Raw genomic sequence first — 22,377 nt, forward strand, 5'->3', positions numbered from 1 at the left:
GCAATTACTATGGCTATTAATTCTATTACTGATGAAGATGCTCTTAATTGGTTTCATCATTGTGGTCTCTGCTTCGACCCTTTTAGTTAGCTTCTTTTGTGGCGGGTTTGATCGGTATTTGCTGTAATTTAGAATCTTCGTCTTGCAAAATTTAGAACAATGTTATGGAGAAGATGAACCTGAGTAATCATTAGAGCTAATCAAGGAACATAACGGCAATTATGCAAGAAAGTAAAATCGCAAACTTAGCCCACTATTTGCCTCAAAATGAATACAGCCTATGAACAACCAATCGATATTTACCAACAAACAAATGAGTAAAAATAATTGTGATCGCTTTGGGGCGTAGTGAGCAATATAAAATACAGCGCTTTGTGCTGCCATAAAAACCAGTGAAATTTTTTAAATTTGGCTGGTTTTTACTATGGAAAAAGAATTGACTAAATAAATTTGCGATCGCTATTGCATTCTTGTAGTACGTGTAGTATAAATGTAGTGCAGCGTAGTTCAAGCGCTTAGAACGCCTAACCTGATTGATACTACAAGTACTACTCAAGTAGTTGTGTAGCAATTGGGAAAGGAGATGCAGCCTCGCAAACTGCTGAATTCCTTTATGCAATGACTTGCCTATCTGGGCTGAAGCATTCAGGGTTATTGCTACCAGATAGGTGCTGCTTGTTCGCAAGTGGCATCTATCACCAAACCAAAACTCTCATTTTGAATTTTGCCTATGGCAAAATTTAAATTCGATAAATATTGACGGGTAGCTCAGTGGTAGAGCATTGAAAACATCCTTTTTCGTCACTTACCTGCAAAGGTCGCAGATTTAGGGTTATCGCCTGAAACGCCAAGTGTCGAGGGTTCGAGTCCCTCTCCGTCAATTGGGAGTTTGATTTTGAGTAATGTTTTGGAGAGATAGTTATGCGATCGCAATCGAAACTTCTCCTTGCCCTAGATTACTATGTGGCGCTTTGCGCCATGAAGTAATTAAAGGGACGAATTGGCGAGGGTTATCGCTTTGGTTGCATCACCTCCATGAGGTGATTGGGTTCAATTCCCATCCCTTCCTAAACTAGAGGTTTTGCCTGCTGGTTGCCATCTCTCCTTAAACAAAGCAAAAAATCAAAATTCCAAATCGGTAGTCCTAAAGAATTAATGGAGTGTTGCGCGTAGTGTGGCACTTCATTACTCAAAATCTCTACTTCTTTAGCTCTACCCCCAATCTTGGGGTGGATAGTTCAACTGGTAGAACGCACTTTTGCCCTTAAGGGACGCAGACTTTAAGGTTATCGCTTCTAACGATCCCCCCCCTTTATGTCGCGAGATGTGGGTTCGAGTCCCATTCCACCCCCTTCTAAAAGCTAATAGCTTTTAGGTTTCAGAAAATTTTGATTGCACCGTAAGTGCAATCAAAATTTTCTGAAAATATCCTTCTCTTTGGTCGAGGCGAAGGAAGTTCTCTTTAACTTTCCCTTACGGGACGGAGAATGTCATGTCTTATAAATTTTTATTCCAGAAATCTAAAGGTACTCCTCAAACTCAAGCGATCGCTGGTCGTGAAGCCGAAATGCTCCAAGGGCGATCGGGTGGCTTTGCCTTTGATGCAGGTATCTGGCGCATGTTGCGGCGTTGCTTGCTGATTGGTACGGCTCAAAGCACCTACTACGCTGGCAAGCACGAACTGTCCGCCGATTTCATCGATACGGTGCAGAAATGCGTCGCTGAAGATGCCGATCGCGTGAAGAGCGAAATTCTCTATGCTAGTGATGGTCGGGCGGTGAATAACAGCGCTCCCATTCTGGCTCTAGTCTTGCTATCGATGGGCGACAGCCAAGCGGCGAAACGGAACTTCGTGGAAATCTTTCCGCAAGTTGTCCGTACGGGTAGCCACTTCTATGAATGGATGAACTACACCAAGTCCATGCGTGGCTTCGGTAAAGTCATTCGTGAAAGCGGTAAGGCCTGGCTCTCCAATCCTGACACCAAGGCGCTTGCCTACCAATTGCTGAAGTACCAACAACGGCAAGGCTTCTCGCACCGTGATGCGTTGCGTTTGTTTCACGTCAAGCCTGAAACCGACGATCAACAAGCGCTCTATCAATGGGTGGTCAAGGGTTGGGATGAACTTCCTTCGCAAATTCCATCGGATGCTCTGGCGCAAATCTGGTGGTACGAATGGCTGAAGCGCCACCCTGACAAGACCCATGAAGCGATCGCCAAGGGTAAACTCACCCATGAAATGGCGGCTCCCATCGGACAGATGGATGTGCGTGCATGGCAGTTGCTCTTTAACGAAATGCCCATCGGTGCGCTATTGCGGAACCTTGGCTCCTTGACCGAACTTGGTGTCTTGACTGCGAAAAACAAGGATAACTTGAAGCATGTCGCCAATGTGTTGAACAATCGCGATCGTCTCAAGAAAGGACGTATTCACCCCATTGATGTTTTGAAAGCTCTCAAAACCTATCAGTCTGGTGGTGCGCTTGGACGTAGCCAAAAGACTTGGGAACCAATTCCTCGCATTGTCGATATTCTGGAAACTGCTCTGGAAATGTCCTTCGACGCGATCGCGCCTACGGGTACGACTTTCCTCCATGCGATCGATGTGTCGGGTTCGATGGCTTACTACACCGTAAGTTCCATTGGCTTGACCTGCTGCGAAATCGCGGCAACGATGGCTTTGGCAACGGTGAAGGCAGAAACAAACTATGCGATCCGTGGATTTGCGACCGACTTCCGCGATTTGGGAATCACTAAAAAGGATTCCTTCACATCGGCAATGCAGAAGGCATCGAACCAAAACTTCGGTGGTACAGATGCTTCAGTAGCTTACGATTGGGCGATTCAGAATAAGTTCTATGCGGATGTGTTCTGCTTCTGGACTGATTCCGAATCTTGGGCAGGTCGTCGCCATCCTAGTGAAGCCTTGGCTGAATATCGCCGCAAGGTGAATGCTAATGCGAAGGCGATCTATGTGACCTTGGCTCCCTACAAGCTCTCGCTAGTCGATCCTAAAGATCCAAATTCTTGGGATATGGGAGGTTTCGATCCCGCAATGCCCCGTGCGATCCAAATGGTAGCAATGGGTGAAGTCTAAAAAAAGGAGTCGCAAAGCGACTCCTTTTTTATTAGGCAACCTCGGCTGGTTCCCTTGTTTCTAAGGAAAGCCCACCTGCACGGATTCCTTCCATTTCTTCTAATACCTGTAAATATCTACCAGTAATAATTCTTGCACCACGACGATGGGTGAAATAGTTCCATCCCCATTGGATCATTACAAGAAGTTTATTATCAAATTCAATCAAATAATAAACATGCACAAATGTCCAAATAAACCATGCTAACCAACCCTTCAGACGGATAAACTTAAAGTCCACAACCGCCTCATGGCGACCAATTACAGCTAGGCTACCAAAATCCCAATACTTGAATTTTGAGGGTTCCTTTTCTTGCACCTTCGCCTCAATATGATGCGCGACATATTCACCCTGCTGCATCGCCACAGGCGCAACCCCCGGAAGTGGGCGATCGCCTTGGTGGGGATAGTTCGCTAAGTCACCAATCACATAGACATTAGGATAATTAGCGATCGACATATCAGGCTGCACAACCACACGACCAACGCGATCTAGTTCCGCATTCAGGCGATCGCCTAATACTTGACCCATCGGTGAAGCCTTCACACCTGCCGCCCAGAGAATCGTTTGCGCTTGGATTTGCTCAACCTGCTCACCACATTTGAAGGTAACGACATGATCTTCAATATTCGTCACCATCGCACTAGTTTTGACTTCCACTCCTAACTTAAGCAAGGATTCCTTCGCTGCTGCCGAGAGATCGACATGGTATGGAGGCAATACGCGATCGGTTCCTTCAATCAAGATGATTCGCGCCTTCTTGGTATCAATATTCGTAAATTCATCACTGAGGGTGCGATGGGCAAGTTCCGCTAAGGTTCCCGCAAGTTCTACGCCTGTTGGGCCACCACCGATGACCACGAAGTTCATTAATGCTTCTTTAAACTTGGGATCGTGGGTCTTTTCGGCTGCCTCAAAAGCACTCAGGATACGGCGACGCATATTAATCGCATCTTCAACGGTTTTTAATCCGGGGGCTTGCTCTGACCATTGATCGTTACCAAAGTAATGGTGACTAACTCCCGTCGCCACGATCAGCGAGTCATAGCTTATGTCTAAGTGATTTTTTAATTTAACTACTTGCGCTTGGGGATCAATATCTAGCACTTCACCCATGACGACGCTGGTATTTTTGTTTTCGGCGAGGACTGCCCGCAATGGTGAGGCGATATCGGCGGGGGAGAGGCTGCCTGTGGCAACTTGGTAAAGTAGGGGCTGGAAGAGGTGAAAGTTACGTTTGTCGATGAGGGTGACTTTAACGGGAACCTTTGATTTGCCTAGCTTTTGAGCGGCATAGAGTCCCCCAAAACCACCGCCAATAATAACAACATGATGTGGTGCGCTTTCATTTTGAGTGCTTAGAGACATGGTAAGTATTTGATTAGGTGTGCTTATTTTGCTGGTGGCATCTTTAAAAAATTATTATATATGTAAATAAAAATATCTTTTTGTATCTTTTTGTTCTGGAATGCTAATGTTTAGATTAACAACCCCAAATACTCGTTATGAATGTATCGGATAAACTGCGATCGCTAACCTATAGCTTAGATATCCAAATGGTTGGGGTATATTTTTGGTGCGGAAATTTTGTGATTCAGTTCGGTGGTACTGAGGTGGACGATGAGCCTTTTTACTATCCTTTTGTGGTTCCTACGTTTATTGGGTTTGGGTTTGTGCTTCCCAATTATTTTTCGTGGCATACTCCGTTTGATCAGTTAAAAAACATAATAGTGTGATGGCTGTCTATAATCCTGCGAATGATAGAATCGTTACGGCTTATCAGTTAGACTGAGATTTGCAACGTAAAGTACAAAAAACTATGGTTACTGTACCTTCTCAATACCGTTTGCCAACTGCGGAAGACCTACCCGATTCCGATGAAACGCCTGTGGATAATGAACTCCAAAATGACATTCCCAATATTCTATTAAACCTATTGCGAGAGATTTGGAGCGATCGCTCTGATTGGTTTTGGGGTGTGGATATGGGGGTTTATTACGAGCCAAACATTGAGGAGCCATCCAAGTCTAAGGCAATCGTTCCCGATGGGTTTCTCGCTTTGGGTGTACCGAAGCAAACTAGTGAAGGTGGACGCTTGAGCTATGTGGTTTGGCAGGAAAAAGTAATGCCAATTCTAGCTTTAGAAGTTGTTTCTAAAAAATACAATGGGGAATACGACACGAAGTTATCCAAGTATGCAGAGGTGGGAATTCTCTATTATGTGGTGTACAATTCCACGACTGGTCGTCGATTGTATAAGGATCATCAATCTTTAGAGGTGTACAAGTTAGTTGATGGGAAATATCAACTTTTGCCTGCGGTGGCGCTTTTAGCAGAGGGTGGGAAGATGGTATGGATTCCTGAGATTGGTTTGGGAATTGGTTGTGAACAGGGTATTTACGATGGTTGGCAACGCGAATGGGTCTACTGGTACGATCGCTCTGGTAAGAGATATCTCACTGCTCAAGAGCGGGTGAATCTAGAGCGTCAGGCGAGACTTGAGGCTGAGGCGTTATTACAAAAGTATCGCGATCGCTTCGGTGATATCTCTGAATAGATCGCTGAGCAAGCAAAATTAATTTCGCAACAGGATGTGATGATTTTGCTGGTGGCATCTTTAAAAAAAATTATTGTATATGTAAATAAAAATATCTTTTTGTTCTGGATGGATGCGATCACGCAGTAGCTAAATAGAAAGCATCTATTTTTTTGCAAATTGTTTAGGATGATTAAGGAAAACCTTGACTTTCACCCTTTATGTTCTATAGTCGGATTACGCAGAATTTTTTCGTCTAAAAATCTAGTTTTAGACAGCAATCAAATTCAAGTCTTAATAAGTTCAAAATAGAGGAGTGTCAGCGTGAAATCATTCTTTTCATCCCGCGTCTTAAAGTTCAATTCACTGATGTATGTTTGTGCGTTAGGCGTAACCACGTTTAGCCTTCCTATGACGGCTGTTGCTGAAGAAGCTTGTGTCAAAACATCGGCTGGGAATGTTGTTTGTGGAACGCTTGTACCAAAGTCAAGTTCTAGCTCAAATCGAACTGACAGCGACGTAACAATAGATTCGCAGTCCCATTGGTCTGTAACGTGGGATCTTAAATCTTGTACTAGAATTCAGAAAAAAGTGCGTTGTATTCTTTCACTTAGCTCTAACCAAGATACGTTCATTAGAGTATATGCATCTACCAGAATAGTTGACTCTGAAGGTACTTCATACTCTGCAAGCTTGGTTCAATTTGGATCTCAAAAGATTGCTGGTGGTGGACATCCGTATGATAACGTCGGCAATTCTATGGCAAAAGGAGCGCGTTACAAAACTATTTTTGAATTTGCTGATGTACCTGCTTCAGTTTCTCAAATCAATCTACTGGAGGCTCCAGATGGTGCAAATGGGTCTATTAAATTTCGAGATATTCCTATTAATTAATGTGAGTGCAATCGCTTAACTTATAGATATTGTAGGGTGCGTTAATGAAATTTAACGCACCTTTTTAATGCTGACTATTTGTGCGTTACGCTCTGCTAACACACGCTACGAGGTTAGTGATTTATTTCAAGTTTCTTGAGTGCGATCGCCAATTAGTAAGGTGCGTTGAAGGAAGATCGTGATTACCTTGTTAATTATGTGGCTAAGCGATCGCTTAAAATAGTTACATAAAGAGTAACCAAAAACTTTATGACCGCAGCACCAACCTTAGCAAAACGATATATCGAGCAACGCGATCAAGGATATTGGATCGAAGGAACCCGTATTTCTCTTGATTCAGTTGTTTATGCCTTTTTGAATGGTAAGTCACCTGAAAGCATTGCCCAAGACTTTCCATTACTCTCATTAGAACAGGTTTATGGAGCGATTACTTTTTATCTGGGCAGCCGAGAGTTAATTGACGCATATCTCAAGGAAGGCGAAGAAGAATTTGAGAAATTGCAAAAATCCTATAGACAAAAGAATCCACTTCTGTATCAGAAGTTAAAAACTGCTCAAGCTCAGAAGCTAATCAAATCATGACGGTAGTTCACTTTCAAGCAGATGCTGACCTTAATCAAGCAATTGTTACTGGTGCGTTACGCAGACAACCCAATCTGAGTTTTCAATCAGCTTATACAGCAAGGCTGGAAGGCAAGAAAGACCCAGAAATATTAGCAATAGCAGCACAAGATCGCAGAGTACTTGTGACCCATGATCGTAAAACGATGCCTGCTGAATTTGGCAAATTCATACTGACAAAAAGCAGTTCAGGAGTTTTGATTCTCTCCCAGAAATTGCCAGTTATTGACGCAATTGATGCGATCATCTCATTTGGGAAGCCTCTACTGCTGAAGAATGGATTAATCAAATAATGTCTCTATCCCATTCTGAAGATCTAGAAGATTTAGGATGAGCGCGATCGCCAATTTTGTAGTGCGATCGCTTATTGCTTAATAGGCTGAATCATGATCGGAATGCAAGGATAAAAATCTTAGATAATCACCTTCCCGTACAGCAACGGCTCGACATTTTTGAGTAATTCTCAAACTATAGAGTTTTTCACCATTTTTTCCTTGCTTAGAACGAATCAATTCCCATTTTAAGCCCTGATCTTTGTACAATTGATCCCAAGTCAATTGAGAAACCTTTTTGAGGATTTTTAAGACTGCAAGAGCTTCAGATTTCTGTAAAGCAAATAAATCTTGTTGAAAGATAGGGTTATTTAGATCGAGTAAAATTCTACTCATTATTCAATAGTTGAGCTTCTAATAAGTCTAGATTCGATATCTGAGAAGGATGATCATGATTCCACTGTAGAGCTTTATCTAGTTTTTTCGAGAAAGAATCTTCATGCACCCAACTTTCAGAAAGAAATGATTGCTTCAATATAAGATTGTAAAACACTTCCCATTCTTTACCCCATTGCTCCAAATTAATGACAACGGCAGTCTTCTCTCCTTGGTCATCTATGATATATTCAATGCCTTTCATAGGAAAAAACAGCAGTAATTTCGATAAATTATATCATTTTTCACTAAAGAATCCTCATAATTTAAGCCGCAATAGCTAACATATCAAGCTCATAGTTTAATACAGCCTCGACCTGCGATCGCTGTACAGGCGGAAACCACTCCAAAAAATCATCCACCGTAGCACCATCGCGCAAATTTTCAAATAATGCCGAAACTGGAACTCGTGTCTTCCGAAATACCCAAGCACCACTCACTTTATAAGATTCCCTTTCGATGGCATCTAGACTTTCCCATTGCCTCATATAAAACACCTCTGCAAAGTAAAAATGTACTCAACAACCTGATTATAAACTAATTTGAAAGTGCGATCGCCAATCTTTCAGAGTGTAATAAAATTTAGTGCGATCGCCATTTTTTGTAATGCGATTGCTAGCTATTGCGTATCCTATAGGCTGTAGCAATCGCCATATTCAGATTATGCTAAAGTAAACCAATGTGTATCTCGGTATTGCAATGGAAAGTACTCAAACACTTGTGCCAACAGCTAACCCAAATGTAGTTCACTTACCTAAAATCAATGTCCCTGATCATACTCAACTACCAGAGTCTGATGGTACTTTCGTGAAGAATTTTCAAGAACATCCGCAAAGCATTGTTTTAACGAGTTCCATTGAACCGATTTTGCAGAAACTACATCCCGATGGACGCTATTGCATTGGTCAAGATAGCGGTATTTATTGGCGGATAACCGAGCCTCCAGAGAAAGGCGCAGAAGCACCTGATTGGTTTTATGTTCCTAATGTGCCACCACTCTTGAATGGAGAGTTTCGACGTTCTTATGTATTGTGGAAAGAATTTGTCGTTCCTCTAATAGCAATTGAATTTGTATCTGGTAGTGGTAAAGAAGAGCGAGATACAAATTCTCCAAATGAAAGTGAAAAAGCTGGAAAGTTTTGGGTTTATGAACAGGCGATCGGTATTCCTTTTTATGTCATTTTTGAAGCTAGTAAAGCTTTAACTGAGGTCTATCACCTAGTCGATCGCAAGTATGTAAAAATGCAACCTAATGATCGCGGACATTATGCAATTGCTCCAATGGGAGTAGAGATTGGACTTAAGCAAGAGGCTGGTTTATATTGGTTACGCTGGTGGGATGAGTTAGGTAATTTGTTGCTCACAGGTGATGAGAGAGCAGTAAAAGCTGAGGAGATCGCTAACCAAGCATCTCAACGAGCCGATCAAGCGGAATTGGCAAAACAACAAGCTGAGGCGTTATTACAAAAATATCGCGATCGCTTCGGTGAAATCTCTGAATAATCAAAAAGGCGATCGTAGAGCAAGCAAAGTGCTATCGCCACTCTCGTAGAGTGCATTCATAAAATGTAACGCACCTTATCTTAATTTGAACGAAAGTAACAAACCTGTAACTGCTCAGATCCCTTACTTTTATATGACTGGCAAAATCTATTAGCGATCGCGCAGAAAAAGTTTAGGATCTTTGCCTCTGCATCTTCATTTTTAGACGGACAAGCGATTAAAGACATAGCTAGACTTCTCCTTTCATGACCATTTCGCCAGTTGGTTCAGGCATATCTTTATTTGGCTCAATCGTGATGATTAAGGTTGTAGTTTGTTTAAGGGCATTGCCTAGTGGCACTTTCACAAAAACCTTGCCTTGATCATCAGGACGAAACTGAGCGCAATCGACCTTTTTGCCATCAACGATCGCCCAAAGCCGATAACTATTGTCTTGAGGAATTTGCCTCAGATTCTGAATGCTAATCATCGCAGTTTTTTCAGTAGGCGCAATCATCACACTTCCAGAAGCGGCAGGAATTGCTCCCATCCCCTTGAGCGAGATCATGCGATTGTCGGAACCTTGCAACATCGCAATGGTTGCGCTATGTTTTTGTAACTCGATTTGATTAGAGGCGATTTGTTGGCGCATTTGGTAATTGTCAAAGCCAAGAGCAATTAGCGCGATCGCACCAATGCTACTTAAACTAATTGTGGCTAGTTTCCAGAGATTCCTACGACGAGGCGATCGATTAATTGTTACTAAGGGAGCATTTAAGGAGTCTATTGATGGAGCTAAAGGATCTGTTGATAGATTTTCCACGGTGATTGGGATAGCTTGTGCCGCAATCCGATCGCGAAGATTTTTGGCTGGATAGGTTTCGCTCAAGCCCAGAGGCAGCATTGCTAAAGTCTCTTGAAAGTGATCGATTTTTGTGACTATTTCTGGATGTTCTAGGATAATTTTATGCATCTCGATAACTTCTTCAGGATCGAGATCTCCTAAGACATATCCTGCTAATAGTTCTTCCCATTCATGGGGATATTTATTTTGTGGTGTCGTCATAATCACTCCAACGTATCCTGCAAGCTTTCTCTCAATCGAATCAATCCATTACGCGCCCAAGACTTGACCGTCCCCAATGGAGTCCCTAACATTTTAGCAATTTCGGATTGGCTGAGTCCATCAAAATATGCCATTTCTAATACTTGGCGATGATTGTCAGGCAACTTTGCTAAAGCTAATTTTACTTTTTCCGAACGTTCGGCTAGTGAAGCATTTTCCATGAGTGATGAGGTTCTGATGTCAAGTTCTGAAGCAATACCCTGTTCCCATTTTTGGAGATGCTGCTGTTGCGATCGCGTTTTGCGAATGCGGTCAATCGCTCGCGATCGGGTCAAGACTGTCAAAAAAGTGGCGATCGAACCGCGTTTACTATCGTAAGTACTATTGCGACTAAGCAAAATGAAGATCTCTTGAGTGAGGTCTTCCGCCTCTTGGGGGCTACCTAAGATCCTTAATGATAAGCGGTAAACCAACTCACCGTAGCGATCGTAAAAGATGCCAAAAGCTTGACTGCTTCCCGATCGCCAAGCTTGCAGTATTTCTACATCGGTTTGCTCGGAGAGTTTCATAGGGAAATTGAATAGGCTTCGTTACTATACATACGCATCCTAAGCCAGAATGGATGAGTTATCAACCTCAAAGATGAAAGGCGGCGCTTCGCGGAGCCTTTCATCTTTGGATTAAGGGTTAACTTCTTGTTCGCTCCAATTTCCTTGCTCATCGCGTTGATATATCCAGCGATTTTGAGGTGTGCCTCGTAATTCGAGACGATCAACTTCGATGGGTTGTAGCAATAGCAAGCAAAAATTATCCAGTGGCTGCGCTGGATCGGGTGGCGCTATCTCTAGAAAATCAACTCTTGACTCCCTTGGATGCGCCCATGTAAACTGCATTCTGGCTGGTTCCGATAGCGCTTGCCATACAACCGATCGCGCAGTTTGTAATTCTAAATCTAAAAATTCACTGTCAATTAATATTAGTTTGCCCAAAATCCGAAATTGCGATCGCGTTTTCGTGAAATACCAACTCACCTCTGCCCAAGGGTTAGCCTTAATTTGCTCAATCTTTTGACTGCGCGAGTCGGTAATGATTTTTAGACAATCTGGAAAGCGATCGCTATTTTCGAGAAACCCACGAAATACTACGGTGCGATTGCGTGGACGTTGATCTAAGTCGATCGTGGCAAGTTGTAAAAATCTTGCTTCGGGTTGGTTACGGTGCTGGTGTAAACTTCGAGCTAGATGCGATCGCCACATAAAACCATTTAGAATAAAGTTGCGCAAAGCGCAACTTTATTCTAAATGGTTTTATGTCGAATTTGTGGATTGAGGGCGGTAGTAAGAGCGGCAAGACTGAGCGAATAGTTCAGCGATTTTGTGATTGGACCGAAACGGATTTTGCATACCAGTCTAATCCTCAAGCAGCTTCCCAAAAAGTTTTGGTGCTTACCGTCGATTCTCAACAACGTCGGGAGCTAGGCGATCGCCTGATGATCGCCACCCATGGCAGCTATCCCGTCACCGCTGTCACACCACTAAGTTTTTTCCGTGATGAAGTACGCTTGTTTTGGACATTATTAGTCAAAAGGCTCGATCTCAAAGCTCAGTTTCCATTGCTCCTCAGAGTTGAGAATGAGCAGGAACTCGCTAATAAGCTCTGGAAAGATCGCATCGAAACAGGAACCTTGCAAATGGAAGGGATCGGGCGCGATCGCCTTGTCCGCAGATTGCTAGATTTGTTTCTATTAGCTGCCAATGGTGGTCGCGAGATTAGTGAAATTCCTGCAATTTTAAATGCAGGTATCGAGACTAATATTCCAGAAAATCCTGAAGGTGGTGAGAACAATATATTAGAACAATGGCAAGAAATTGGCGAAGCTTTACAAGAATGGCGCAAGTATTGCTGGGAGAGAGGTTTACTAACCTATGGCATTATTACGGATTTATTCGCCCATTATTTACTTCCCAATCCACAATATCAACGCAAACTTAAGGAAAGATTTCGATATATTATCGTCGATCGCGCTGATGAAATGCCTGCGATCGCCTGCGACCTATGCAAATTTCTACTTAAAAATAATGTGATCGGCATGTTTACTTTTAATCCTGACGGATCGGCAAGATTAGGATTAGGTGGCGACCCTGAATATTGGCGATCACTCAAATCTGAATGCGAAATCATAAGTTTACCCCATGCTAGTCATACTTTGGGAACTGAAATCGCTGAATCAGTTCTGCAAGTTGTCAGCGAACCAATTTTACAATTTATCGAACCCTACAACTCGATTAAATCAATTGAATCCGTTTCTCGCGCAAAATTATTTCGTAATGTTGCTGAAACCATTGCTGAAGCGATCGCATCGGAGGAAATCAAAGCCAACGAGATCGCCATTATTGCCCCCGGATTAGATAATATTGCCAACTATGCGATCGCGGAAATTCTGCGCAAAAAAAATATTAATATTACTCCCTTAAACGATCAGCGCCCATTGTCGTATTCCGCTCAAGTGCGATCGCTACTTACCCTCATTACATTAGTCTATCCGAACCTTGGGCAACTCGTAAGCCGCGATCATATTGCCGAAATGTTGGTGGTGCTTACGGGTGCGATCGATCCAGTGCGTGCAGGAATGCTTGCCGATTATTGCTTTGCGAGGCATCCAGAAAGCCCGAAACTTCTAGAAGCACAGACCTATAACCAATGGAATCGCCTTGGCTATGAAGCGACTCAAGCCTATGAAAAAGTGCGGCAATGGATAGAACAGCAATCGCCAAAAGATACTCCATTACTATTTATCGATCGTGCTATTCAAGCATTCTTCAAACCACGCAAGTTGAATTATGAACATACTTCTACCTTGCAATCATTGATTGAAACTGCCCAATATTATTGGCAATTGGGATATCGCCTCGATCAAGAAGACCCTGTAATTCTCCAAAATTTTATTCAACTAATTCGGCTTGGCACTGTTACGGCAGATCCCTATGCCCCCAATTTGCCTGAAGATAGCGTTGTCCTCGCAACAATTATCCAATATCGTATGGCAAGGCGATCGCATCGTTGGCAATTTTGGCTGGATGCAAGTTCTGATCTATGGTTGCAGGGTGGAGCTGCTTCTCTATTCGGTGCGCCGCTTTTTCTTAAAGGTTGGAATGGCACATTATGGACAATCGAAAATCAGCGTGATGCAGATATGCAGCGTTTGCAAAGGTTACTTAGGGATTTACTCGATCGCACAGACGATCGTTTATATCTCTGTCATAGTGAACTCAGTACCAATGGACAACTCCAAAATGGTGTGTTAATTCCATTAATTGAGATCAGTACGACACAATTTGCATAAGCACCTCCACGTAACTAATGTGGAATTCCTGTCATAGCATAGGTATAGGGCTAGCACGGGGGCGCAGTCACTACGGTAACCTTTAAATTTTGGGGTAGGGGCTATCCCCCCGTGGTTGCCCTGCCTCGCTAGCAGCAAGAGGTCTATCATCTACATTCCAAGTAACATTAGAACGTAATTAACACCAAAAGAAAGTACCGACCGCGCAGCGGTCGGTACTTTCTTTTGAGCGCAAAGCGCTCTTACACAAATCATTTAGGATTGCTATACAATTGTGATGCAAACTTGATGGTGATGTCATGTCTTCTCGGTTCTATTCGTTAATGTTTGTGTTTACAACTGGGCTTTTTGGGATGGTGATATCTCCTAATCTGCCCTTAGTGACAGCTCAAGTGCAAACAAATCAAGACCGCAAAGCAGAGGCAGATCGGCTGAATAAACAAGGGCTACAGCAATGCCAAGCTGGTCAGTGCGAAGCTGCAATACAGTCATATCAACAAGCACTAAATATCTATCGCGAAATCAAAGATCGTCAGAGTGAAGTGAATACACTCGGAAATTTAGGGAAAACATACGAATCACTGGGGAAATATGAAGAGGCGATCGCATCCCATAGCAAGAGTCTAGAAATCGCTAAAGAGATAGGCGATCGCCGTGGAGAAGCAGAATCTCAAATCAATTTAGGTGTTATCTACCGTTCGCGCGGTAACTATGTCAAGGCGATGGCTTATCACGAACAGAGTTTAGCCATTACCCGTGAGATTGGAGATCGCCGTGGGGAAGGCTCATCTCTGGGTAATTTGGGAATGAACTACTACGCATTAGGAGACTACGCTAAAGCCATCGACTATCACCAGCAACGACTAGTCATTGCTCGCGAGATCAACGACCGTCAAGGCGAAGGCAATGCAATGGGCAATCTCGGCAATGCCTATCGCTCTCAGGGCAACTATGCTAAAGCGATTGAATTTCAAGAGAAGCGTTTAGCAATCACTCGCGAAATCAAAGAAATCCGTGGCGAAGGACAGGCTCTTGGGTTTTTAGGACTTGTTTATCGTGCGCTTGGGGACTATCCCAAATCGATAGCATATTATCAGCAGAGCTTAGCGATCGCCACCAAGATTAACGATCGTCTCAGTCGAGCTAAGTCCCTCGGTTACTTAGGTAATGTGTATTACGATCTGGGCAATTATAACGAGGCAATTAAGTATCACCAGTCAAGCTTAAAGGCAGCTCAGGAAATTAGCGATCGCCGTGGTGAAGGCAAATCGCTGGGATATCTGGGTAATGCTTATGAGGCTCAAGGAAATTATGCCAAAGCGATCGCTAACTATGAAGCCAGTTTAAAGATTGCTCAAGAAGTCAAAGATCTCCGTGGCGAAGGTAAAACTCTGGGCTCGCTGGGCAGTACCTACTATGCACTGGGTGACTATGCTAAAGCAATTGGCTATCATAAGTCTGGATTAGAGATCGCCCGTAAAATCAAAAACCGTGATGGCGAAAGAGTTGCCCTCAGCAATATTGGTTTAACTCTTCAAGCACAAAACCAAACGGATTTATCTATCGTCTTCTATAAGCAATCTGTCAATGTCAGCGAATCCATTCGCAAAGATATTCGTAGCCTCGATCAAGATATCCAAAAATCCTACATAGGTACGGTTGAGAGCTCCTATCGCCGCCTCGCTGATCTGCTGCTCAAACAAGGTCGAGTCATGGAAGCTTTGCAAATCCTTGATCTGCTTAAAGTCCAAGAACTTGAAGAATACCTCAAAAACATTAAGGGTAGCGATCGCACTGCTCAGGGAGTAAGGGTTTTAGAACCAGAGCAGGCTATTAGCGATAAGCTTTTATCGGTAAGCTTTGACAATAGCAAGGAAATCAATAGCCAACTTACCAATCAAATCCAACAACTTCCCAAATCAGAAATCAACAAAGTCCCCGCATATCTTCAACAAATCCCACAGGGTACAGTTTTACTTTATCCATTGATCTTAGGCGATCGCTTAGAAATCATTCTCTTCTCACCCAACTCCCTTCCTATCAGCCGCACTGTAAAAATTTCTAGGGAGAAGCTAGAAAAATTAATTGCTGAGTTTAGATCTGGACTTCGCGACACCAGCTCTGAAGATGTCAAGGAGCCAGCTGAAGAACTCTATAATTTGCTGATTAAGCCCATCGAAACTGAACTTGTCAAAGCCAAAACCAAAACAATTCTCTATGCGCCTGATGGACAACTCCGCTATGTTCCCATCGCTGCCATCTATGATGGCAAAAAGTGGCTAATTGAGAAATATCGAATTAGTAATCTCATTGCCTATAGTCTCTCCGACTTTTCTCCAAAGCAAAAAAGTTCCCCTAGTATCTTAGCTGGGGCTTTTGGTGGTAAAGAAGGAGAGAAAAAGTTTGGTCAAATCGCTCTGCCTGCGACGATTAAAGAAGTCAAAGCGATCGCGAATACATTCCAAAACTCAGTCACTTTAACCGAAGCTAATTTCAGTCGCCAAGCGATCGAGTCAAAATTCAAAAATCATAATATTCTTCACCTAGCCACTCATGCCGAATTCAATACTGGTGTGCCAGATAACTCCTTTATTATTTTTGGCAATGGTGACAAAATTCGCCTCCATGAAATCACCGAGTGGCAAATCCCAAATGTAGATTTGATTATCTTAAGTGCCTGTCAGACTGGATTAGGTTCGCTTGGCAGCGGTGTAGAAATTTTAGGATTTGGTTATCAAGTCCAGAAAGCAGGTGCAAAGAATGCGATCGCCTCGCTCTGGTCAGTTAATGATGCAGGCACAGGTTCTCTGATGACGGCTTTTTATGCGGAACTGCAAAAAGAAAATGCGGCGATTGCTGAGTCATTAAGGCGATCGCAAATCGCCTTAATCAAATCCAAAGACTATAACCATCCCTACTACTGGTCAGCATTTTTTGCGATCGGTAATGGGCTGTGAAAAAAGGAAAAAGGAAAAAGGAAAAGGGGGAAAGTTTTTCTTGAATTTGTTTTATGGATTTAACTATTTGCAACAATCAATTAAAATTCGCTAATATAATCAAATGCGAACTGACACAATATTTTTTCAGTTATTTCAAACCTTTGATAGCTTGCTGTTTGAATTGGTGGGATTACCACCCGAAACAGCAGCAGGATATCGCTTTACTTCTGTGGAAATCAAGGAAAAAGCCTTTCGTTTTGATGGCATTTTTATACCAGATTCGGTGGATAAAAATATCTGGTTTGTGGAGGTGCAGTTTCAAAAACGGACCGAATTTTATTGGGAATTTGTTGGCGAAATATTTCTGTATTTGAGTCAGTACAAACCAGAACATGATTGGCAAGCCGTCGCCATTTTAGCAAAGCGCAATATTGAGCCTGAGATACCAAAACAATTTAGAGAGCTATTAGCGAGTGAGCGTATTGTACGGATATATCTTGATGAGTTACCAGAAAATCAGTCGCTGCATATAGAACTGGTGAGGCTGATTGTTGCCCCGAAGAGGGAAACGGTGGCTTTAGCACAGCGGTTGGCTGGTCAGGTGGGGCAAGTAGATAGAGAAAGGATGATAGAATTTATTGAGACAGTTTTGCTGTATAAGTTTCCCCAAATGAGTCGAGAAGAGGTTGAGGCGATGTTTACGTTAAGTGATCTCAAAAAAACAAGAGTATATCGAGATGCAAAGCTTGAGGGTATTCGCGAAGGCAAGCTTGAGGGCAAGCTTGAGGGCAAACTTGAGGGCAAACTTGAGGGTGAAAAGATTGGGACACAGCGCGGTCAAGTCTTGGGACGGCAGCAGGCTCTCAAACAGGTTGCGGTACGGCTACTAACGCGGAAGTTTGGTAAGGTGACGCTGAAGATGGTGAAGCGGTTAGATAAGCTATCGGCGGAGCAGTTGGAGGAATTGGCGGAGGCGGTGTTGGATTTTGAGAAGGTTGCTGATTTGGAGGCATGGTTGACAAGTAAAAAGTAAAAGGGCAAAAGTAAAAAAATCTTTAGGGGTTAAGCATTTGCGCCACCATTTTAAAACTCCTCACAAAAAAATCTCTGTACGCAAATGCTAAACCCTCTTCGCTCTCGTAGATAAATTGTGGCTGCGATCGCGGGGCTTGGGCGATCGCATTACCGTTTGATAATCGCGTTGATATACATAAACGATGGTGGTAATGTTTCTCCCCTCCGAGATTGTCTGTTTCTTCGTTGCAGTTCATAGATCTCCGACTTTTTTTGTGACTAGCACAACTAATTGGTAAACGTGCAGAAAAAGTCGGAGATCTAAATTACGGGGAATAGGTGATTGTGAATATTTGGTTATGTTTTTTGTAACGAATACCTGTTTCTTGGAATATCACTTTATGCTGGCTGGTAGGCGACTGTGGGTTTTGATGTAAATGCAAAGGTTTTGGCGATGAATAAGGTTGTTGGGATTGCGATGTTGACTTTTTTGGCTTGTGGACAAGTGCAGATAGTGATGAGTGAAAGCGTTCAAGCGCAATCTGTGCAAGACCGCAAGACTGAGGTAGATAAATTAGTCGAGCTGGGTAAGCAACAGAACGAGAATGGTCAGTATCAGGATGCTTTAAAGTCATATCAATCAGCATTAAATCTCTATCGACTTATAAAGAATCAAAAGGGTGAGGTAACCGCTCTAATCGGATTGGGAGATGTGTATGAAAGTTTACAACAATTTCAAAAAGCGCTTGAGTTCTTTCAGCAAGCCTTAGATATCTCCAAACAAATAGGCGATCGTCTTGGCGAAGCAAAGTCTCTCAATGGTTATGGTTCTGCCTATGCCAGTCATGGAAATTCACAGAAAACACAAAAAGCGATCGAGTTCTTTCAGCAATCCTTAGCTATTTCCAAACAAATAGGCGATCGTCTTGGTGAAGTAAAAGCTCTCAATGGTCTTGGCTTTGTCTATGGCAATCTAGGACAGTTTCAAAAAGGAATTGATTACTATCAGCAGTCTGCAACACTCGCAAAGCTAATTGGTGAACGCAAATATGAAGCAGATGCACTTTTTAGAATAGGGCTTATTTTCTATTTAGCAAAAGATTATAGAAAATTAATTGACTATTCCCAAGCATCTTTAGAAATCTATCAGCAAATCAACAACCGCAAAGGTCAAGCAATTTCACTATTCATTCTTGGTGAAGCATATAATTCGCTCGGATATTACCAAAAAGCTCTCGATTACAATCAACAATCCCTAACTATTTCCAAACAAATTGGCAATGGCTATTATGAGGCATCATCGCTTAGGTCTATGGTCGGTATTTACAGGAATCTTGGACAGTACCAAAAAATGATTGATTTCTTTCAACAATCCTTAGTGATTTACAAGAAAATGGGTAATCGATATGGTGAAGGTGCTACGCTTGGAGACATAGGTGCTGCATATAATGTATTAAAGCAACCTCAAAAAGCAATTGAATATTATCAACAATCTATTGTAATTGCCAAACAAATGAAAGCTCTTCATACAGAAGGAGCTGCTCTCAACGGTCTTGGCAGTTCATATAAAGATTTAGGGGATTACCAAAAAGCGCTTGCCTATTATCAACAAGGTTTAAACATCTTTACTCAAAACAATCTTCTTGGGGATGACTATGAAATAGGTGATTTGCTCAACAACATAGGTGTTGTTAACAACTTGTTAGGACAGAACCAAACAGCAATTGTTTATTATCAGCAATCTTTAGCTCTCTTTAAACAAATTAGTTCTAGAAAAGGTGAGGCAGACACGTTAAATAACCTTGGTAAATTATTCGCCAAACTGCAACAGCCCGAACTCGCAATTCTTTTTTATAAACAATCTGTCAACCTTCGTGAATCGATTCGCAAAGATATACGTGGACTTAGCAAAGAAGAACAAAAATCCTATCTATCCACAGTTGAAGAAACCTATCGCAATCTCGCCGACCTACTGCTCAAACAAGACCGCATCCTCGAAGCCCAACAAGTCCTAGATCTTCTCAAAGTCCAAGAACTAGGCGACTACCTCCGAACCGTGCGCGGCAACAGCCAAACCTCCCAAGGAATAGACCTGCAACGCCCCGAACAAAACATCATCGCCCTCGCCACCGAACTCACCAACCTCCAACAAAAAGACCGCGAGAATAAACTCAGTGAAACCGAACAACAACGCCTCGCCCAATTAGTCCAAACAGAACGCGACCAAAACAAACAATTTAACTCCTTCCTCAATAGCCCCGAAATCAAAAAACTGATTACCGAACTGCGTCGCGTTGAAGACCAGCAAAACCTCAACCTCACTAGCTATCGCAAACTCCAAAAAGATGTGCTTATTCAAATTCCCAATGCAGTCCTGCTCTATCCCCTGATCCTAGACGATCGCATCGAGCTAATCATCATCAACGCCAAAACCCCACCCCTACGCCGCACTGTCAAAATCAAACGCGAACAACTCAATCAAGAAATAGTTGACTTCCTGAAAGGGCTACGTGATGCTGGCTCCGAAGATGTCAAAGAACCTGCCCAAACACTCTATAAATTACTAATTCAACCCTTTGAATCAGAACTGCAAGAGCTAAAAATCGATACGATTATTTATGCTCCCGATGGACAACTGCGCTATATTCCCCTCTCGGCGCTCCATGATGGCAAACAATGGCTAGTCGAACGCTATCGCGTTAACAACATCACTGCTGAATCCCTCACCTCCTTTGCACCAAAACCACTTGCGAAACCACACATCTTTGCAGGCGCATTTGGTGGCAAAGCAGGAGTGAAGAGCTATGCAGGATTTACTGGCTTACCTGCTACTCTCACCGAAGTCCAAAAAATTGCCAGTCTCTTCCCTAACACCACCACCTTTACCGAAGCCGCCTTTAGCAAACAAATCACCGAAACCAAAGCTAATTCCCATACGATTCTGCATCTGGCTACCCACGGAAAGTTATCAGTGGGAACTCCCGAAGACTCATTTATCCTGTTTGGCAATGGTGACAAGGCAACGATTAGAGAGATTCAAGATTGGTCATTGAGCAATGTGGATTTAGTAATCCTCAGTGCTTGTCAGTCAGGTATTGGCAGCAAATTAGGCACTGGTGTCGAGATCTTAGGATTAGGCTATCAAATGCAAGCGGCAGGAGCCAGAGTTGCGATCGCCTCGCTCTGGTTAGTCAATGATGTTGGGACTCAAGCACTCATGACTGCTTTTTATAGCGAGTTGCAAAAAGGCGATGTCACAGTTACAGAAGCTTTACGCAGAGCGCAAATATCGCTAATCAAATCGCCTCAATTCAATCATCCTAATTACTGGTCAGCATTTTTTGCGATCGGTAATGGATTGTAAAACTCAGCATTTATACCCTGCGCAGCAATCCAAGCCGTAGTCCATGCACTCTGGAAATTAAAACCACCCGTCACACCATCTATATCCAACACTTCACCAGCAAAAAACAAACCTTGGCAAATCTTACTTTCCATCGTCTGAAAATTAACATCTTGCAAACGAATCCCGCCACAAGTTACAAACTCTTCTTTAAACACACCCTTGCCCGCGATCGCATATTCACTGGCGCTTAGTACATTCACAATTTGCTGAATAGCTTTATTAGAAATATCTGCCCAGCGCTTCTCTAGTTCCACTTCAGCTTTATCGAGCAGATATTCCCATAGACGAAGTGAGATATCTACAGGACAATAATTAGATACAAATTTCTTGGGCTGATCAGTCTTCGCACTCAGCAAAATCTGCTTGATTGCCTCTACCTTGAGCGAAGGAATCCAATTAACCGCTAATTTTGCCTGATAGTTGCAATCATGCAATTCTCGCGCCGCCCATGCTGACAACTTTAAAACGGCGGGGCCACTCAATCCCCAATGGGTAATTAACAGAGCACCCGATTGTTCCAATTGATTTCGAGCAGATTTTTTCTTGTCAGGATTAGAATTTGATATTAACAGCTTTACTGTGGCGGGGTTAACGCTGACTCCAGCCAGTTCATGAAGTTTAGAATCTTTAATATTAAATGTAAAAAGTGAAGGTACAGGAGGTTCTAGTTCATGTCCTAGCGATCGCGCGATCGCATAGCCAGATGGACTGCTACCAGTAGCAAGTAATAGGCGATCGCAAATTATATTCTCGCCATTTTTGAGAATCACATCAAATTTGCTATCTCCCAAATGCTCAATTTTTTGAACTAAAACATTATTGCGGAGAACCACACCAGCTTTTTTAGCAGCAAACATCAGTGCTTCCACAATCGTTTCTGAATCATCTGTAATAGGGAACATTCTGCCATCTGCCTCCGTTTTTAGCTTCACTCCTTCTGCATTAAACCAGCGCACGACATCTAAAGCCTGAAACCGTGAAAATGCTCCCCGTAAAGCTTTACTCCCTCGAGGATAGTTCAGAACTAATTGCGAAGGTTCAAAACAATGATGGGTAACGTTGCAGCGTCCTCCGCCTGAAATTCGCACCTTGGCAAGCGGCTGTCGTCCTGCCTCTAATAAAGTTACTCGCGTATGTGGTGCTTGCGCCGCATGGATTGCGCCAAAAAAGCCTGCTGCCCCGCCACCTATAACTACAACTTCTGTACTTGCCATGATTAACCCTAATGAGAT

General features: G+C 42.9%; 20 protein-coding genes, 1 tRNA gene and 2 pseudogenes. 14 read left to right on the forward strand and 9 right to left on the reverse strand.

Features of this window, described 5'->3' with window-relative positions; all coding sequences use genetic code 11:
- The first annotated feature begins 757 nt into the window (after nucleotides 1-757).
- The 4 genes and pseudogenes from PseudUWO311_RS23830 to PseudUWO311_RS03445 all read left to right on the forward strand — a co-directional run bounded on the left by PseudUWO311_RS23830 (nucleotide 758) and on the right by PseudUWO311_RS03445 (nucleotide 3,097).
- Nucleotides 758-881 (forward strand) — tRNA-OTHER (locus PseudUWO311_RS23830).
- A 21-nt stretch (nucleotides 882-902) separates the two neighbouring features.
- The gene (locus tag PseudUWO311_RS23905) at nucleotides 903-1,076 is read left to right on the forward strand and encodes a hypothetical protein (protein ID WP_190303388.1); all 174 of its coding nucleotides are present in this window, start codon (nucleotides 903-905) and stop codon (nucleotides 1,074-1,076) included.
- A 151-nt stretch (nucleotides 1,077-1,227) separates the two neighbouring features.
- Nucleotides 1,228-1,351, forward strand: a pseudogene (locus PseudUWO311_RS23835).
- A 141-nt stretch (nucleotides 1,352-1,492) separates the two neighbouring features.
- Nucleotides 1,493-3,097 carry a TROVE domain-containing protein gene (locus PseudUWO311_RS03445; RefSeq protein WP_142653693.1) on the forward strand — a complete coding sequence of 535 codons (1,605 nt, stop codon included), beginning with the start codon at nucleotides 1,493-1,495 and terminating at the stop codon, nucleotides 3,095-3,097.
- 31 nt (nucleotides 3,098-3,128) lie between these two features.
- On the opposite strand, the gene PseudUWO311_RS03450 is transcribed toward PseudUWO311_RS03445, so the two are convergent.
- A complete protein-coding gene (locus PseudUWO311_RS03450; protein ID WP_142653694.1) occupies nucleotides 3,129-4,505 on the reverse strand; it encodes an NAD(P)/FAD-dependent oxidoreductase in 1,377 nt (458 codons plus the stop codon).
- 137 nt (nucleotides 4,506-4,642) lie between these two features.
- Here PseudUWO311_RS03450 and PseudUWO311_RS03455 point away from each other — a divergent pair, with 137 nt between their 5' ends.
- From PseudUWO311_RS03455 to PseudUWO311_RS03475, 5 genes and pseudogenes are all read left to right on the forward strand, one after another.
- Nucleotides 4,643-4,873, forward strand: coding sequence for a hypothetical protein (locus PseudUWO311_RS03455; protein ID WP_009627882.1), 231 nt, complete (start codon nucleotides 4,643-4,645; stop codon nucleotides 4,871-4,873).
- An 83-nt stretch (nucleotides 4,874-4,956) separates the two neighbouring features.
- On the forward strand, nucleotides 4,957-5,694 hold the full coding sequence (locus PseudUWO311_RS03460; RefSeq protein ID WP_142653695.1) for a Uma2 family endonuclease: 738 nt from the start codon (nucleotides 4,957-4,959) through the stop codon (nucleotides 5,692-5,694).
- Between the two features lie 303 nt (nucleotides 5,695-5,997).
- On the forward strand, nucleotides 5,998-6,567 hold the full coding sequence (locus PseudUWO311_RS03465) for a hypothetical protein (protein ID WP_142653696.1): 570 nt from the start codon (nucleotides 5,998-6,000) through the stop codon (nucleotides 6,565-6,567).
- A 249-nt stretch (nucleotides 6,568-6,816) separates the two neighbouring features.
- Nucleotides 6,817-7,149 carry a DUF433 domain-containing protein gene (locus PseudUWO311_RS03470; RefSeq protein ID WP_142653697.1) on the forward strand — a complete coding sequence of 111 codons (333 nt, stop codon included), beginning with the start codon at nucleotides 6,817-6,819 and terminating at the stop codon, nucleotides 7,147-7,149.
- Nucleotides 7,146-7,522: pseudogene (locus tag PseudUWO311_RS03475) on the forward strand (DUF5615 family PIN-like protein). The gene PseudUWO311_RS03470 and the pseudogene PseudUWO311_RS03475 overlap by 4 nt, the downstream one beginning before the upstream one ends.
- A gap of 37 nt (nucleotides 7,523-7,559) precedes the next feature.
- Here PseudUWO311_RS03475 and PseudUWO311_RS03480 read toward each other — a convergent pair.
- From PseudUWO311_RS03480 to PseudUWO311_RS03490, 3 genes are all read right to left on the reverse strand, one after another.
- Nucleotides 7,560-7,856: a hypothetical protein gene (locus PseudUWO311_RS03480; RefSeq protein WP_142653698.1), complete on the reverse strand. Its 297-nt coding sequence runs from the start codon at nucleotides 7,854-7,856 to the stop codon at nucleotides 7,560-7,562.
- Nucleotides 7,849-8,100: a hypothetical protein gene (locus PseudUWO311_RS03485; protein WP_142653699.1), complete on the reverse strand. Its 252-nt coding sequence runs from the start codon at nucleotides 8,098-8,100 to the stop codon at nucleotides 7,849-7,851. The genes PseudUWO311_RS03480 and PseudUWO311_RS03485 overlap by 8 nt, the downstream gene beginning before the upstream one ends.
- A 61-nt stretch (nucleotides 8,101-8,161) precedes the next feature.
- Nucleotides 8,162-8,383 (reverse strand): DUF433 domain-containing protein, encoded by a 222-nt coding sequence (locus PseudUWO311_RS03490; protein WP_142653700.1) that lies wholly within the window; start codon nucleotides 8,381-8,383, stop codon nucleotides 8,162-8,164.
- Between the two features lie 211 nt (nucleotides 8,384-8,594).
- On the opposite strand from PseudUWO311_RS03490, the gene PseudUWO311_RS03495 reads away from it, so the two are divergent.
- Nucleotides 8,595-9,398, forward strand: coding sequence for a Uma2 family endonuclease (locus PseudUWO311_RS03495; protein ID WP_142653701.1), 804 nt, complete (start codon nucleotides 8,595-8,597; stop codon nucleotides 9,396-9,398).
- Nucleotides 9,399-9,627: 229 nt separating this feature from the next.
- Here the strand turns inward: PseudUWO311_RS03495 and PseudUWO311_RS03500 are convergent, their stop codons facing one another.
- The 3 genes from PseudUWO311_RS03500 to PseudUWO311_RS03510 form a co-directional block, all read right to left on the reverse strand.
- The gene (locus PseudUWO311_RS03500; RefSeq protein ID WP_142653702.1) at nucleotides 9,628-10,443 is read right to left on the reverse strand and encodes an anti-sigma factor domain-containing protein; all 816 of its coding nucleotides are present in this window, start codon (nucleotides 10,441-10,443) and stop codon (nucleotides 9,628-9,630) included.
- 2 nt (nucleotides 10,444-10,445) lie between these two features.
- Nucleotides 10,446-11,012: a sigma-70 family RNA polymerase sigma factor gene (locus PseudUWO311_RS03505; protein WP_142653703.1), complete on the reverse strand. Its 567-nt coding sequence runs from the start codon at nucleotides 11,010-11,012 to the stop codon at nucleotides 10,446-10,448.
- Nucleotides 11,013-11,123: 111 nt separating this feature from the next.
- Complete coding sequence (locus tag PseudUWO311_RS03510) at nucleotides 11,124-11,699, reverse strand: Npun_F5749 family FMN-dependent PPOX-type flavoprotein (RefSeq protein ID WP_142654005.1); 576 nt, start codon at nucleotides 11,697-11,699, stop codon at nucleotides 11,124-11,126.
- A 53-nt stretch (nucleotides 11,700-11,752) separates the two neighbouring features.
- Here PseudUWO311_RS03510 and PseudUWO311_RS03515 point away from each other — a divergent pair, with 53 nt between their 5' ends.
- The 3 genes from PseudUWO311_RS03515 to PseudUWO311_RS03525 all read left to right on the forward strand — a co-directional run bounded on the left by PseudUWO311_RS03515 (nucleotide 11,753) and on the right by PseudUWO311_RS03525 (nucleotide 17,758).
- On the forward strand, nucleotides 11,753-13,786 hold the full coding sequence (locus tag PseudUWO311_RS03515; RefSeq protein ID WP_142653704.1) for a hypothetical protein: 2,034 nt from the start codon (nucleotides 11,753-11,755) through the stop codon (nucleotides 13,784-13,786).
- Between the two features lie 299 nt (nucleotides 13,787-14,085).
- Nucleotides 14,086-16,743, forward strand: coding sequence for a CHAT domain-containing protein (locus PseudUWO311_RS03520; RefSeq protein WP_142653705.1), 2,658 nt, complete (start codon nucleotides 14,086-14,088; stop codon nucleotides 16,741-16,743).
- 103 nt (nucleotides 16,744-16,846) lie between these two features.
- A complete protein-coding gene (locus PseudUWO311_RS03525) occupies nucleotides 16,847-17,758 on the forward strand; it encodes an Rpn family recombination-promoting nuclease/putative transposase (RefSeq protein ID WP_142653706.1) in 912 nt (303 codons plus the stop codon).
- A 22-nt stretch (nucleotides 17,759-17,780) separates the two neighbouring features.
- On the opposite strand, the gene PseudUWO311_RS03530 is transcribed toward PseudUWO311_RS03525, so the two are convergent.
- Entirely contained in the window at nucleotides 17,781-17,996 is a 216-nt protein-coding gene (locus tag PseudUWO311_RS03530; protein ID WP_142653707.1) for a hypothetical protein, read from the reverse strand.
- 164 nt (nucleotides 17,997-18,160) lie between these two features.
- Here PseudUWO311_RS03530 and PseudUWO311_RS03535 point away from each other — a divergent pair, with 164 nt between their 5' ends.
- Nucleotides 18,161-21,103, forward strand: coding sequence for a CHAT domain-containing protein (locus PseudUWO311_RS03535; protein ID WP_142653708.1), 2,943 nt, complete (start codon nucleotides 18,161-18,163; stop codon nucleotides 21,101-21,103).
- On the opposite strand, the gene PseudUWO311_RS03540 is transcribed toward PseudUWO311_RS03535, so the two are convergent.
- On the reverse strand, nucleotides 21,064-22,359 hold the full coding sequence (locus tag PseudUWO311_RS03540) for an NAD(P)/FAD-dependent oxidoreductase (RefSeq protein WP_142653709.1): 1,296 nt from the start codon (nucleotides 22,357-22,359) through the stop codon (nucleotides 21,064-21,066). The two genes, PseudUWO311_RS03535 and PseudUWO311_RS03540, sit on opposite strands and share 40 nt — an antisense overlap.
- Between the last annotated feature and the right edge of the window lie 18 nt (nucleotides 22,360-22,377).

Source organism: Pseudanabaena sp. UWO311, assembly GCF_006937785.1.
GTDB lineage: Bacteria > Cyanobacteriota > Cyanobacteriia > Pseudanabaenales > Pseudanabaenaceae > Pseudanabaena.

Excerpts from the sequence above, each read along its gene's own strand:
- PseudUWO311_RS23905 (WP_190303388.1), top strand. The coding sequence starts at position 903 with ATGTTTTGGAGAGATAGTTATGCGATCGCAATCGAAACTTCTCCTTGC.
- PseudUWO311_RS03445 (WP_142653693.1), top strand. The coding sequence starts at position 1,493 with ATGTCTTATAAATTTTTATTCCAGAAATCTAAAGGTACTCCTCAAACT.
- PseudUWO311_RS03450 (WP_142653694.1), bottom strand. The coding sequence starts at position 4,505 with ATGTCTCTAAGCACTCAAAATGAAAGCGCACCACATCATGTTGTTATT.
- PseudUWO311_RS03455 (WP_009627882.1), top strand. The coding sequence starts at position 4,643 with ATGAATGTATCGGATAAACTGCGATCGCTAACCTATAGCTTAGATATC.
- PseudUWO311_RS03460 (WP_142653695.1), top strand. The coding sequence starts at position 4,957 with ATGGTTACTGTACCTTCTCAATACCGTTTGCCAACTGCGGAAGACCTA.
- PseudUWO311_RS03470 (WP_142653697.1), top strand. The coding sequence starts at position 6,817 with ATGACCGCAGCACCAACCTTAGCAAAACGATATATCGAGCAACGCGAT.
- PseudUWO311_RS03480 (WP_142653698.1), bottom strand. The coding sequence starts at position 7,856 with ATGAGTAGAATTTTACTCGATCTAAATAACCCTATCTTTCAACAAGAT.
- PseudUWO311_RS03485 (WP_142653699.1), bottom strand. The coding sequence starts at position 8,100 with ATGAAAGGCATTGAATATATCATAGATGACCAAGGAGAGAAGACTGCC.
- PseudUWO311_RS03490 (WP_142653700.1), bottom strand. The coding sequence starts at position 8,383 with ATGAGGCAATGGGAAAGTCTAGATGCCATCGAAAGGGAATCTTATAAA.
- PseudUWO311_RS03495 (WP_142653701.1), top strand. The coding sequence starts at position 8,595 with ATGGAAAGTACTCAAACACTTGTGCCAACAGCTAACCCAAATGTAGTT.
- PseudUWO311_RS03500 (WP_142653702.1), bottom strand. The coding sequence starts at position 10,443 with ATGACGACACCACAAAATAAATATCCCCATGAATGGGAAGAACTATTA.
- PseudUWO311_RS03505 (WP_142653703.1), bottom strand. The coding sequence starts at position 11,012 with ATGAAACTCTCCGAGCAAACCGATGTAGAAATACTGCAAGCTTGGCGA.
- PseudUWO311_RS03510 (WP_142654005.1), bottom strand. The coding sequence starts at position 11,699 with ATGTGGCGATCGCATCTAGCTCGAAGTTTACACCAGCACCGTAACCAA.
- PseudUWO311_RS03515 (WP_142653704.1), top strand. The coding sequence starts at position 11,753 with ATGTCGAATTTGTGGATTGAGGGCGGTAGTAAGAGCGGCAAGACTGAG.
- PseudUWO311_RS03520 (WP_142653705.1), top strand. The coding sequence starts at position 14,086 with ATGTCTTCTCGGTTCTATTCGTTAATGTTTGTGTTTACAACTGGGCTT.
- PseudUWO311_RS03525 (WP_142653706.1), top strand. The coding sequence starts at position 16,847 with ATGCGAACTGACACAATATTTTTTCAGTTATTTCAAACCTTTGATAGC.
- PseudUWO311_RS03530 (WP_142653707.1), bottom strand. The coding sequence starts at position 17,996 with ATGAACTGCAACGAAGAAACAGACAATCTCGGAGGGGAGAAACATTAC.
- PseudUWO311_RS03540 (WP_142653709.1), bottom strand. The coding sequence starts at position 22,359 with ATGGCAAGTACAGAAGTTGTAGTTATAGGTGGCGGGGCAGCAGGCTTT.